This is a genomic window from Brachybacterium sp. SGAir0954 (assembly GCF_005490785.1).
Classification (GTDB): Bacteria; Actinomycetota; Actinomycetes; order Actinomycetales; family Dermabacteraceae; genus Brachybacterium; species Brachybacterium rhamnosum.
This window is the reverse complement of record NZ_CP027295.1, coordinates 728,077-740,370: the sequence shown is the minus strand read 5'-3', so window position 1 is coordinate 740,370 and position 12,294 is coordinate 728,077. Positions and strand designations below refer to the sequence as shown.

At 72.6% G+C, this 12,294-nt stretch carries 13 protein-coding genes; 4 read left to right on the top strand and 9 right to left on the bottom strand.

The genetic code is table 11. The annotated features are described in order from the left end of the window. Window positions 1–5 precede the first annotated feature (5 nt). From C1N80_RS03280 to sbnA, 3 genes are read right to left on the bottom strand one after another with little or no spacing between them, the layout of a single operon-like run. On the bottom strand, window positions 6–1,388 hold the full coding sequence (locus C1N80_RS03280; protein ID WP_240811215.1) for an alanine racemase: 1,383 nt from the start codon (window positions 1,386–1,388) through the stop codon (window positions 6–8). Next, complete coding sequence (locus tag C1N80_RS03275; protein ID WP_137769467.1) at window positions 1,372–3,018, bottom strand: FAD/NAD(P)-binding protein; 1,647 nt, start codon at window positions 3,016–3,018, stop codon at window positions 1,372–1,374. Before C1N80_RS03275 ends, C1N80_RS03280 begins: the two co-directional genes overlap by 17 nt. Beyond that, window positions 3,011–4,036 carry a 2,3-diaminopropionate biosynthesis protein SbnA gene (sbnA, locus tag C1N80_RS03270; protein ID WP_137769466.1) on the bottom strand — a complete coding sequence of 342 codons (1,026 nt, stop codon included), beginning with the start codon at window positions 4,034–4,036 and terminating at the stop codon, window positions 3,011–3,013. Before sbnA ends, C1N80_RS03275 begins: the two co-directional genes overlap by 8 nt. Window positions 4,037–4,272: 236 nt before the next feature. Between sbnA and C1N80_RS03265 the strand changes: the two genes are divergently transcribed. After that, window positions 4,273–5,361, top strand: coding sequence for a hypothetical protein (locus tag C1N80_RS03265; protein ID WP_240811214.1), 1,089 nt, complete (start codon window positions 4,273–4,275; stop codon window positions 5,359–5,361). Between the two features lie 61 nt (window positions 5,362–5,422). On the opposite strand, the gene C1N80_RS03260 is transcribed toward C1N80_RS03265, so the two are convergent. The 3 genes from C1N80_RS03260 to C1N80_RS03250 all read right to left on the bottom strand — a co-directional run bounded on the left by C1N80_RS03260 (window position 5,423) and on the right by C1N80_RS03250 (window position 6,856). Then, complete coding sequence (locus C1N80_RS03260; RefSeq protein WP_137769465.1) at window positions 5,423–5,926, bottom strand: pyridoxamine 5'-phosphate oxidase family protein; 504 nt, start codon at window positions 5,924–5,926, stop codon at window positions 5,423–5,425. A 154-nt stretch (window positions 5,927–6,080) separates the two neighbouring features. After that, window positions 6,081–6,374: a hypothetical protein gene (locus C1N80_RS03255; RefSeq protein WP_205750668.1), complete on the bottom strand. Its 294-nt coding sequence runs from the start codon at window positions 6,372–6,374 to the stop codon at window positions 6,081–6,083. Between the two features lie 104 nt (window positions 6,375–6,478). Continuing rightward, window positions 6,479–6,856: a hypothetical protein gene (locus tag C1N80_RS03250; RefSeq protein WP_137769463.1), complete on the bottom strand. Its 378-nt coding sequence runs from the start codon at window positions 6,854–6,856 to the stop codon at window positions 6,479–6,481. Window positions 6,857–6,970: 114 nt separating this feature from the next. Between C1N80_RS03250 and C1N80_RS03245 the strand changes: the two genes are divergently transcribed. After that, window positions 6,971–7,486: a MarR family winged helix-turn-helix transcriptional regulator gene (locus tag C1N80_RS03245; protein WP_137769462.1), complete on the top strand. Its 516-nt coding sequence runs from the start codon at window positions 6,971–6,973 to the stop codon at window positions 7,484–7,486. A 202-nt stretch (window positions 7,487–7,688) separates the two neighbouring features. On the opposite strand, the gene C1N80_RS03240 is transcribed toward C1N80_RS03245, so the two are convergent. Genes C1N80_RS03240 through C1N80_RS03230 form a run of 3 tightly spaced genes read right to left on the bottom strand, consistent with a single transcriptional unit; the run spans window position 7,689 to window position 10,542 of the window. After that, on the bottom strand, window positions 7,689–8,348 hold the full coding sequence (locus tag C1N80_RS03240) for a response regulator transcription factor (protein ID WP_137769461.1): 660 nt from the start codon (window positions 8,346–8,348) through the stop codon (window positions 7,689–7,691). Next, window positions 8,345–9,634 carry a sensor histidine kinase gene (locus C1N80_RS03235; protein ID WP_137769460.1) on the bottom strand — a complete coding sequence of 430 codons (1,290 nt, stop codon included), beginning with the start codon at window positions 9,632–9,634 and terminating at the stop codon, window positions 8,345–8,347. Before C1N80_RS03235 ends, C1N80_RS03240 begins: the two co-directional genes overlap by 4 nt. Beyond that, a complete protein-coding gene (locus C1N80_RS03230; protein WP_137769459.1) occupies window positions 9,631–10,542 on the bottom strand; it encodes a type II CAAX endopeptidase family protein in 912 nt (303 codons plus the stop codon). The genes C1N80_RS03235 and C1N80_RS03230 overlap by 4 nt, the downstream gene beginning before the upstream one ends. A gap of 234 nt (window positions 10,543–10,776) precedes the next feature. Here C1N80_RS03230 and C1N80_RS03225 point away from each other — a divergent pair, with 234 nt between their 5' ends. Both C1N80_RS03225 and C1N80_RS03220 read left to right on the top strand, forming a co-directional pair. After that, window positions 10,777–11,547 carry a CHRD domain-containing protein gene (locus C1N80_RS03225; RefSeq protein ID WP_137769458.1) on the top strand — a complete coding sequence of 257 codons (771 nt, stop codon included), beginning with the start codon at window positions 10,777–10,779 and terminating at the stop codon, window positions 11,545–11,547. A gap of 16 nt (window positions 11,548–11,563) precedes the next feature. Next, complete coding sequence (locus tag C1N80_RS03220; RefSeq protein ID WP_205750667.1) at window positions 11,564–12,277, top strand: class F sortase; 714 nt, start codon at window positions 11,564–11,566, stop codon at window positions 12,275–12,277. The last annotated feature ends 17 nt before the right edge of the window (window positions 12,278–12,294 follow it).

Below are 12,294 nucleotides of genomic sequence, written 5' to 3'. Positions count from 1 at the left end.
GCGCCTCACCGGCGCATCGGCGACAGCGCGTCGACGCCGTCGCGCCGGAACCCGGTCCCCTCCTTCACCACATTGGAGGCCAGGGGGAGCTGATGCGAGGCGCTCTCCAGGATGTGCATGAGATAGCCCGCCGTGTTCGGCAGCGCGAGCACGTCCCCCACGGCGACGCCGCCGGGGAACGCCAGCCGACGTCGCAGGATCAGCTCGGCCTCGATGCAGTACGCGCCCACCAGGTATCCCTCCATCGGTCCCGAGGCAGCGCCCCCGGTGCGGACCAGCACCGGGTCCACCAGGAAGTCGTCGGAGGTGGACCTGCACTGCGTGCGGTTCATCTCCACTCCCACCAGCGGGATCCCGTCACTGGTCGCCGTTCGCTGGACCACCCGGGCAAGGGTCATCCCGCAGCCGTCCAGCAACGATCGGCCGGGTTCGCACCGCAGCTCGAGATCCCGTGCCCGGAGATCACGCGCCACACGTCGCAGCAGCTCCTCCATCCAGGCCCCACGGGTCAGGGCCTGGTGGTACGGGTAGACCTGGCGCAGGCGCTCGCCGCGCCAGGTGACCTCCTCCCCGGGGGCGCGGCCCTGCCCGTCGTGGGCCACCCAGAACGCGTCCCATCGCCCGGCGTCATCGAGATAGGACATGGGGATCCCGCCGCCGATGTCGAGGAACCAGGGCCGATGCCCCGCCTCCCGCAGCGCATCGATCAACACCGTCGACTCGCCGACGGCGCGCGCACGCGCCTCCACGTCATAGCCGTGGAGGTGGAAGTGGACCCCCTCGATCCGCAGGCCCTGCAGGGCCCCCGGCTCCCTCGCCCAGTCCTGCCACGTCGATGCGGACTCCCCGAACCGGGTCGGTGCGATGAGCTCGTCGGGGGTCGGTGCGAGGCGGAGGGCGATCGGGTGCGACCCCGTCTCCTGCCGGTCGGCGACCTCCGCGGCCAGCGACGACGCCTCGTCCAGGTTGTCCAGGACCAGCAGGGCGCCGGAGTCCAGCGCCAGTCGCAGCAGCGGGCGCGGCTTGACCGCGGCGGTGACCACGATGTCGGCGGCCGGGATCCCCCGGTCCAGGGCCTGCGCGAGCTCCCGGTAGCTCCCCACGTCCACCCCGTGACCGGCGGCGTGCGCGGCGTCCATCATCCCCAGCGTCTTGTTCGCCTTGCGGGCCGCGAAGATCCGCAGGCGCACGCCGGCACGCTCCGCGGGCCGCTCGAGCTCCGCGGCGTTCCGGGCCAGGGCGGAGAAGTCGTGGAGGTTCAGAGGGCTCCCGTGCTCCTCCAGCATCGCCGCGCACCCCTCCGCATCGGCGAGCACCTCCTGCATCCAGGGCTCCAGTCGAGCGGGCAGCGGCGGCAGCCCATGACAGCCCTCATTCAGGTCTTCCACGATCACACGATCCCTCCTCGGCAGCAGTGGCGGCCACACGCGCGGCCCAGTTCTCGATCTCATGGTGCAGGTGCCGGTTCAGCGTGTCGTGCCCGATCACATCGTCCTCCGTCGGCCGTCCGATCAGCGCGAGGTGCTCACGTCTCCGGCCGCTGACGTCCAGCGCGGTGCCGTCGGCGTCGACCATCGCGCCCCGGCGACCCGGCCGCACGGCGACGATCCGCTCCTCCAGCAGCTGGCGGGGCAGGGGATCGAGGAGTGTGACGAGGCCCGGCGGAGCGAGGACCGCATCGATGACGACGTCGGCCCCCGACGAGCTCGGCAGGGCTCCCGCCGGGGTCGGGGACACGCCGGCGTCCAGCCAGCTGAGGTCCACCGCTCCGGAGTCGATCATCGCGAGGAGCTTCTGCGCCGTGACGAGCGGCGGGCCGAAGGCGAAGCGCTCCAGGGTCCGCGCCGCGCGCTGCAGCACGGCCCACTGCTGGGAGGACATGTCGGAACCCCTCAGTGCCGCGGTGACCTGCGGGTACAGGCGGGACCACGCCCGACCCAGGGCCCACGCGGCCCCGGGAGCACGATGCCCCAGCGCGACGTCGACACTGCGCCGCAGCGCCTGTTCCGCGCCGCGCCGCGCATCCGGTGCCACACCGGAGCGCAGAGTGGCCTGGACCTCCGGGTGATCCTCCGGGCCGCCCAGGAGGAGCGCTGCCGCGGAGGTGATCTCCGAGAGCAGGCGCTCCGCGAGAAGGGGGTCGCGCCGGTCGAGGTCCTCCAGCCGCTGCGCCGCTGCGGCGATGACGGACGCATCGACCTCCGCCGCGGGGGTGCCCGGATCGGGCTTGGCATCCAGCAGGATCCCCTGCCGGGAGGTGGGCAGAAGGGTGGCCGGCTCTCCCGGGCCGCGCTGGTGGAGGAGGACCCCGGGCCGGCCGGGCGCCGGCACGAAGGTCGCCCCTCGCCCCTCCGTCAGCGCGAGCGCGGCATCGAGGAAGGTCAGAGCGGCCCCGCGCACCACCGCACGCGAGCCGGCGGGGACGGAGGTGGGCGAGAGCATGGTGGCGACCGGGAGGACGGCGGGCCGCAGCGGGATCTCGGAGGACCACGACCGCGCGAGCTCGCCATCGTGGTGCCGGCCGTGCCCGGTCGCGACGAGCACCTCGTCGAACTCGTCGCCGGGCAGCCGCGGCTCGCACTCCACCAGCCATCGCCGGCCGTGCGGTCGCACCGCGACCGCGCGCGCCGCCACCGGCTGCAGGTCGGAGACCTCGCCGAGGGCGGCGACCAGGGCCTGCCACCGTGCGGTGAGGTAGCCCCCGATCACCGCCCGGGGCGGGTAGACCTCTCCCGCGAGGTCGGGCCGATGCGTGCCGACCCAGTCGGGGAACCCGGGGAAGGTCCGGCTCACCGGAGCGTCCAGGATCGCGGCGGAGACGTTCAGCCGCAGGAGCTCCGGCTGCTCGAGCTGGTACGCGGCGCCGGTGCCCGGATGACTCCCGGGGTTGATCACGGTGATGGCCCAGCGGGGGGCGTCGGGTCGGGAGGTGAGCCGGGCCAGCAGCGCCTCCAGGGCGAACAGGGCCTTCGGCCCCGCCCCGATGATCGCCGCACGCCGGCGGTCCGGGTCAACCACGGAGTGACGCGGAGATCAGCGAGTCCTGGGCCGCGGCGAGCGTGGACGCATCGGCGCCGATGACGCGGCGGACCCAGTCGTCGTCGTAGACCGTGTCGAGGTACGGGGCACCGCCGTCATGCACGATGAAGGCGATCCGGGCACCCGCCTCGAGCCGCGGGAGGAGGGACGCCATGGCGCGCACGATCGCACCGGTGGACGCACCTGCGAGGATCCCCTCCCGCTGTGCGAGAAGCCGGGCGCCGGCGACGGCATCCACCGCACCGATCCGGTGCACCTCGTCGGGGACGACCGTCCGTGAGGTCTCCGTGACCACGCCCGCGCCGATGCCGGGCAGCGGCCGCGCGGCGCCGGCACCGCCGAAGAGCACGCTGCCCACCGCGTCCACCGCGATCATGCGTGTGGCCATCGCGTGCTCGCGCACGTAAGCGCTGCACCCTGCGATCGTCCCCGTCGTGCTGACCGCTGCGAGCATCACGTCCAGCCGGTGATCGGTGGCCTCGGCGATCTCCCGCATGGTGCCCTCGCGGTGCGCACCGGGATTGGCGGGGTTGCCGTACTGGTACAGGTTCACGGCGCCCGGGATGTCCTCCAGGAGCGCGGTCACGCGGGCCAGCCGCGCCGTGAGCAGATCCCCGGTGAGGGGATCGGGCTCGGCCACCAGGTCGATCTCGCCGCCCAGCGCACGGATCGCGGCCATCGTGGACCGGTTCGTCCTGGAGTCCACCACGCACACGAATCGGATGCCGCGGGTGCAGCACACGCGCGCCAGGGCGACCCCGAGGTTGCCCGAGCTCGACTCGACGACGGTCCCGCCCTCCCTCAGGCGACCGGAGGCGATCGCCTCCCGCACCATGGCGAGCGCGGGGCGGTCCTTCGTGCTGCCGCCGGGGTTCACCGACTCGAGCTTCGCGAGGATCTCGACGTCGCTGTCGGGGAAGAGTCGGGAGAGCCGCACCAGAGGGGTGCGCCCCACGGCCGCGTCGATGCCGTCGAGGATCCCCGGAGAAGTGCTCATGCGCGCCACACTACGGGCTGCGAGCGCGCACGAGCCCGGGTCGACCACGCGGTCCGGACTCGCACGCGTCAGGTGGGTGCCGCCGGCACGCAGCGCCCGACGTCTCGTAGGCTCGACGGGCGCCGGAACGGGCCCCGCCGCTGCTCGCCGTGCGCGAGAGGCGCACCGCCCGCCCGGCGGCGATCCACCCGCGACCATGATCGGAGCTCGACGTGCAGGACACCTCCCGAGGACCGGTGAGCATCCTCCTCATCTCCGACCCCGGGCTCCCCACGCGCCGCGCTCAGGCCGTGCGCGATGATCTCCAGGGACTCCTCGACGCGACCTTCCGGGAGCCCGTCCGGCTGCTGCTGCACACCTCGATGCTGCGCCTCCGCCCGGACGATTCGCTGGACCTCGGCGACGCCGTCGCCCTCGCCGAGCAGTACGAGGGACCCGATGTGGTCCTGCTGCTCACGGAGATCCCTCGCCTGATCGATGGCCGCCCCCTGATCGCGGAGATCTTCCCCGCCGAGCGCGTCGCGGTCGTCTCCTGCCCCACCCTGGGCGCCTTCCGGAACCGCTCGAGGATTATCGACGCCCTCGTGGACTGCGCCCGCCGCATGCATCCGCCGCCTGAGCCCCGTCCGAGCGTGCGGGTGGGCACCCGCTGGTCGCACTGGATCGAGGCCGAGGGAGAGGACGGGCACGCCATGCTCCGCGCGCGGGCGTGGCTCGCCGGCCCTCGGACGGTGCTCGGCATGATCGCGGGCAATGAGCCCATCCGCACCGCGCCCCGCCTGTCGAGCGCCATGGCGGCCGCGGCGGCAACGGGCGCCTTCGGGATCTTCTACAGCTCCATCTGGGCGATGTCCACGTACCTCTCGACCCCTCGCCTCCTCGGCATCGGCGCTCTCGCCATCATGGCCATGGTGACGTGGCTCATCGTCAGCAACGGTCTCTGGGACCGGCCGCGGCGCTCGAACCTCGCCCGCGTCGTCCTGCTGTACAACCTCTCGACGGTCGGGACGCTGCTGCTCTGCGTGCTCGCGCTCTACGCCGCGCTCGTCGCGCTCATCCTGGCCGGAGGGACGATCGTCATCGCCCCGGACTACATGGCGACCGTCATCGGGGACGCTCCCTCGTGGAGCACCTACCTCGACATCGCCTGGCTCAGCGCGGCGATGGGCGTGGTCGCCGGGGGGCTCGGCTCGAGCTTCGACAGCGGGACCGACCTCCGCTCGCTCACACACGGTCAGCGGGAGCGTCAGCGCCGGTACACCGAGGAGGACGGGGATAGTGCCGCGGAGAGCCGCGGCGCGGTGGCCGACGACGCGGGGAGCTGATCCGACCGCCCCCGGGGCCGCCCTGAGGGCGTCCCTCACGCCGCCGCCGTGCCGACGCCTCTCACAGCTCCGTGGTGTCGGTGCCGCCCGGCGCCCGCTCCTTCGTGACCATCGCTCGCACCATCTGGGCCGCCCCGGCGATCCGCCCTCCCGGCAGACCCCAGAACTGGGCGGAGTCGGTGGTGACGCGCAGCAGGGCCAGGTCCGGGTCGTCAGGACCCTGGGGGAAATAACCCTCCGCGGAGTCGTTCCACAGCTCACGGACCGTGGCGGCGTCCTCCACGAACTCCGCATGACCGGCGACCGACAGCCAGGACCCCGCCTCGCTGATCGAGATGTTCACCGCGCTGCCGGAGTTCAGCGCGCGGGCCTGGTCCCCGCGGCGACCGACGAAGAACCACACGTCCGCCTCGTCGGTCACTCCCTGGATCGTCATGGGGTGGGAGACGAGCTTGCCGTCACCCACCGCCGTCGTCAGCATCACCACACTGGTGTCGCGCAGCTTCGCGGCGACGTCTCCGGGGGTGAGGTCCTTCGCGTCCGGCGTCTTCTGCTCGTTCTCCATGAGGAGCTCCTTCTTCTGGGTGATGCGCCCTCCCCCGCGTGGGGAGTGCGTTCGATGGACATCGTCGGTGGCCCTGGTCGCCGCGACGGGGCCGTCCGGGCGGGCTACCGCGCGCACACGCGCGACCCCCGGCTGGGCGCCGGGGACGCCTGGGTCACAGGTCGGCGAACTTCTCGCGACCCACCCACGCGCGGCCCGCGGACCCTCCCCATGCGTCCCACGCGACACGGCCCGGGGACGGATAGCTGGCCTCCCCGCGCCGGAAGCCCTCGGCCTCCACATCGTGTCGGTGCCGGGAGAAGTAGCGCTTCATCCTGCCGATCTGGTCGTCGTCCACCGCCTCACGGCGTGCGAGCTGATGGGCACGGTGATCGCCGACATCCGTGAATCCCTTACCCGCCCTGCCCTCGGAGATCCACTCCACGGCTCGCCGGGCGGCGGCTGCCACGTCCTGGGGCGGCACATGTCCTGTCACGGGGTCTCTCCTCGGGGATCCGGATCGATGGTGATCCATGGTGGTGGATGGTGCGGTGGCGGGCAGGGCCGGCACGCCTAGGAGATGGTCAGCACCTGCGCCGGGCCCACGGTGCCGGCGCGAGCCCATCGTCTCCCCGCGAAGCAGAACTGGATGCTCCGCCGCGCGTCGACGGCTCCGATCTCCGTGCCGAGCAGGGGCACGATGCCGTCCACGACGTGGGCGACGACCGTGGCGAAGTCACCGCCGGGGGCGATGCCGATCCGCGCCTCGAGCAGAGCGCCCTCCGCGGTGTGAAGCAGGGCGAACGACGCCTCGCGAACGTCCTGCAGCCGCAGTGCGGCAGCACGAGCTCGGGCGCACGCGCGCGCGGAGGAGACTCCCTCGGGAGCGGCGACCCTTGTCTCGGGGACGCTCGTCATGGTCTCGCCGGGGACGGCGGGGGCGAGGATCATGCGCGGGTTCTCCATCGTCGCAGCAGGCTCGATTTGCTATGATCGGGCATCTAATAGTTAGACAGGCTATGTTTTGTTGTCGAGCACGTCAAGCCCCGGCGACCTGGAGGTCGGATGGATGCGAGCGAGGAGGAGGAGGCGAGGAGCGCCGGCTACTGGTACCCGACGGTCGTCGGCGGGCCCGCCGAGTCCGTGGACGTCCTCAACGAGCTGCGTCGCTATCGCGAGTCGACCACGACCCTGAGGTCCAAGGTCCGCCAGGACATGGGCATGGGCGAGAAGGATCTGCTCGCCCTGCGCATGCTCCTGGCGGCCCGTTCCCGCGGCGAGGTCATGCGCCAGCAGGAACTGGCCCGGCGCCTGGCCATCACGGCGGCATCCACGAGCGCGCTCGTGGATCGGCTGGTGCGGGACGGCTATGCGAGCCGCGAGGCGCATCCCGAGGATCGTCGCTCTATCGCCGTCGTCCCCACCGCGCACGCGGAAAGAGAGGTCCGGGACACCTTGCAGGACATGCACCGACGGATGCTCGCCGTCGCCGAGGCGCTGAGCCCCGAGGAACGTGCCGTCGTGAACCGCTTCCTCCGGGATCTGAACCATTCGATCGATGCGGAACCAGGAACACTCTGAGGCAACTCGGCGGCGGAAGCCATCAGCCCGGCCCGAGCAGTCGACGTGGACGTCGCGGGTCACGGTTCCCGGATTGCTCGAGGGCGAGCCCCGACACCGATCCCCTTGGAGTACTCCTTGCGCCGACGTCATCACGACGACTGTGCTCTTCCGGCGTGCACGGGGACAACGCGACCTCAGCGACGCCCAGCTGCCAGGTCTTTCATGGGCGAGTGGCGACGACGCGGTTCTGGTAAGCCCACACGACCGCCTGCAGCCTCGAGGTGACGCCCAGCTTCGGCAGCATCCTCGCGAGGTGGGACTTCACTGTCGACGTCTCCACGTGCAGCTGGGCGCCGATGTCGGCGTTGCTCATCCCCTCCGCCAGCAGCCGCAGGATGTCCCGCTCGCGGGCAGTGAGGAGCTCCTCCGCGCCGCGCCCACGGACGACCACCGGCTGCAGCCGACGCCGTTCGGCGACCTCGCGGAGGATCCGACGGGTCAAGGACTGGTCGATCGTGCCGCGCCCCGCCGCCACCTGCCGCAGGGCGTGCGCGATCACCTCCGGGTCGGCGTCCTTGAGGAGGAAGCCCGCGACGCCGGCCTCGAGGGCGCCGAAGACGTACTCGTCGAGGTCGAAGGTGGTCAACATGAGGACCTCCACGTCCTCGTCGCGGATGGCCTCCGCGACCTCGATGCCGTTCATCCGGGGCATGCGGATGTCGAGGCAGGCGACGTCGGGCCGCAGCTCGCGGATGAGCTCGAGCGCACGTGCGCCGTCCTCCGCGACGCCGACGACCTCGATGTCCTCCTCGGCCTCGAGCAGGGAGGCGAGGCCCTTGCGGACGAGCGCCTGGTCATCGGCCAGCACCACACGGATCATGGTCGCCCACTCCTCTCCTCCGTCGGCGGGGCCGACCTGTCGGCACGCTCGCGCGGGAGTTCCAGAGTGACGTGCCAGCCCCCGTCCTCCGTGGGGCCGTGGTCGAGGCCGGCTCCGACGAGCTCCGCGCGCTCCCGCATGCCGAGGAGTCCGAAGCCGCCGTGACCGCTGCTCGCTCCGACACGGAGCGGGGCCTCGTTGACCACGGTGATCCGTACCCGGTCCGACGCCGTGGCGTCGACGCGGACCTCGCAGCGTGCCCCCGGCGCATGGACGGCCGCATTCGCGAGGGACTCCTGCACCATGCGGTAGCCCACCAGCTGGGCGAGCGTGCCGACCCCAGCGCCGGGATTCGCCTCCGGCGGCAGGACCACCAGGGCCCCCGCCGTACCAGCGCCGCACCGCTGCTCGACGAGATCCGCGAGGGAGGCGAGCGAACGGTCGGCGAGCGGGGCGGCGTCCTCGACACGGAGCAGACCCACGAGCCGGCGCAGGTCGCCGAGCACGGCGGTGCTCTGCGCGCGGATGTCCCGGGCGGACTCCTTCGCCGCCTCCGGAGAGCGGTCCACCTGGCGCTCCAGCGCCGAGGCGAGCATCGCGATGCCCGACATATGGTGGGCGGCGATGTCGTGGAGATCGCGGGCCACGGCGGTCCGCTCGGCCGCGATCGCGGTGGCGATCCGCGCGTCCTGCTCGCGTCGCAGCGCAGCGAGCTCCCGCTCCTGCGCGCCACGTGCCTGCCGGCGGCTGACCACGATGAGAGCGACGAGCATCGGCGCGCCGATGACGATCACCGCCTGCCCCAGCCCGGCGAGGACCGCCTGACCGGTGCTCGTCCCGCCGGATCCCACGAGGTTCACGCCGGTGACGACCGCGGTGAGCACGGCCATGCTCGCGGCCACCGGCGGAGCCTGCTCCCGCCGGACCCGGACCCCGGTGAGATATGCGGCCACGAGCACCGCGAGGGTCGTCGTCCCGACGGCGCCACCCGGCGCGAGGAGCGCGAGCGGCACGGGGAGGGCCGCCACCGTGACCGGCGCGAGGCGCGGCGCAGGACGCGAGGCGGCGAGCACGGCCGCCTGGACGAGCAGGGTGGTCGCGACGCCCCACCACGGGCCCGTGCCCGGCGCGGGCGAGCTGACCGGGTCCCCGCCCGCGCGCTCGATCAGCGGGAGGACGAGGAGCGTTCCGAGGGCGAGGACCAGGCAGACCAGCGCCGCCGCGGCGTCCCTCCGCCGGTGGTGGTGACGGGTCCGCGGCGGCGCGGGGGTCCTTCTCGCCGTCATGACCCCGACGGTAGCCCCTGACGCGCCGGGACGGTCGCCCGTGCCGTCGGGGACGGGGCCGCCTCCCGCCTGCCGAGTCGGCCGCGGGTGCCGACGACGACCGCCACCGCCGCGACGACTGCGGCGAGGGCGAGCAGCGGGTACACGTGCTGGGCCGCGATCGAGGGGAACATGGCCGACCACAGCACGGAGGCGAAGGTGTTCGCGCTGACATGCATGAGCATCGACAGCGGCAGCGACTCGCCCGTCCGGTTGAACATCCAGGACATGACGATGTTGAAGCCGAGGCAGAACACGGTGAAGGCAAGCAGGCCGGTCCAGCTGCGCCCGGGCCCCTCGGCCCAGTCGGTGAGGAACAGCGGGTAGTGCCACAGCGCCCACACGGGCCCGAGGATCGCGGCCGACACGAGCGGGCTGTGGCGTCGCTGCAGGCGGCTGAGCGCGAAGTCCCGCCAGCCGGGCTCCTCCGCCAGACCGGTGGTCACCAGCTGCAGCACGAGCACCGGGGCGTAGAGCGCGAGGAGGGTCGGCGCCGGCGCGACGACGCTCCCGCCGATGACCATCGAGGCCACGATGCCGACGGCCACGAGACCCGCGGGGACGGCGAGCAGCGACACCGCGTACCAGCGCCAGTCCGCGCGCCAGCGGAACAGCCGACCCGCCCAGGCGCGCAGGCCTGCGCGCCCGTCGACGACGGCGGTGACGATGAGCGCGGAACCGATCGGTCCGAGGAACGCGCCGGGGATGACACCGAGCGGCTGGGTCGAGCCGAGCACGACCGGGTAGTCGACGCCGATGACGCCGAGACCGCTGCGGGAGAGGATGTAGTTCAGCCAGCCCAGCCAGCTGAGCCCGCAGGCCAGGACGAAGAAGCTGAGCAGCGGTCGGGAGCGGATGAGGGACACCATGGGTCCTCCGATCGAGAGGGGGATGCTGACTCCTCCACGATCCCCGGCGCCGCGACGGGTCTCGAGACCCATCGGATCGGTCCGCCGGACCTCCACCTTTGGATGCAGGCGGGCGGGACCGCGGCGTCCCGCATCCGGGAGCGGACCAATCCGCCCGCGGGACCGCTCCGAATGACCGGTGTCACCGTCCCCTGCGGCCTCCTCGCCGCACGGTGACCCAGGAACGGAGACATCATGCGCACGACGATGAAGTCCATCACCCTCATGGCCGCCTCCATGGCGATGATCGGAGCGGGCGCGGCAGCGCCGGCGATGGCCCATGGCGATGACGCCCACAGCTACCAGGCCGATCTCACCCAGCTCAACGACTCCGGCGCGTCCGGCACGGCGTGGTTCACCCTCGACGGTGACGAGCTCACCGTGAAGATGGACACCCAGGGCCTGCTCGCGGGCTCCCCGCACGCCCAGCACATCCATGTCGGCGGTGCGGGCAAGTGCCCGGATCCCGACATGAAGGGGTCGGGCGTGGACGGGGCGATCCGAGTCACCGACGCGATCGACGACTACGGCATGGTCGGGGCCTCCCTGACCACCAAGGGATCGACCGGGGCCGATCACGGGCTCGACGTCGCGAACTTCCCCACCGAGAGCGGTCATTACGAGCGCACCTTCACCGTGACGGACGAGGTCGCCTCGGCCATCGAGGACGGCACCGCCGTCGTCGTGCTGCACGGCGTGGACCACAACGGCAGCGGGGAGTACGACGGCGACCAGAAGTCGGACCTCGACGAGTCGCTGCCCAGCGAGGCCACGGATCCCGCGGCCTGCGGTGTGGTCGGTGCGAGCCAGATGGCCGACATGCCCGAGGGCGGGGTCGAGACCGGTGACGGCACGACCGCCGGCATCGAGGACGCCGGCCTCCTCGCCGCGGGTGGCGTCCTCGCCGCCGCCGGTGTGGCCGGCATGGTGGTGAGCCGTCGACGCGCGGCTCGGCGCGAGAACTGAGGACGGCAGACCGTCCATGGCACGGTCGATGATCGACACCCCGCGCGGTGGTCGCCCCTGGGCGACCACCGCGCTGGGCGTGCTCTGCATGGTGGGTCTGCTGCTGGTGGTCGTCGCGCTGCTGCGACAGGAGCCGGCTCCGCCGCAGGCGCCCACCGTCGGGGCCGGGACCGAGAGCTCGGCGTCCGCATCGGACCCCGGCTCGACGTCTCGCCCCACCACCCCCGAGTCGTCGCAGCCGACCAGCACTCCGGAGGCCACCCCGACGGCGCTTCCCGCCTCGGAGCCCACGAGGGTGCGCCTCGACGGCCGGGGCATCGACGGGAACGTCTTCCCGATCTCACTGGCCGACGACGGGACCCTGCCCGCACCCAGCGGTGCGCGCAAGGACGACGCCGCCTGGTACGACGGCTCGCCGACGCCGGGCCAGCCCGGCCCCTCGGTCATCGAGGGCCATGTGACGTACGGCGGTGAGCCGTCCGTGTTCTTCGAGCTCGGCGCCGTGCAGAAGGGTGACCGGGTCACGGTGGACCGGGAGGACGGTCGCACCGCCGCCTTCGAGGTCTACGACGTGGCGCGCTTCCCCAAGGATGCGTTCCCCACCGAGGGCGTGTACGGGAACACCGCCGGCCCCGAGCTGCGTCTGATCACCTGCGGCGGCAGCGTCGACGGCGAAGGACGGCACGCGGACAACGTCATCGTGTTCGCGAGACTCGTGGACGACGTGTGATCTGCACCCTCCCCGGT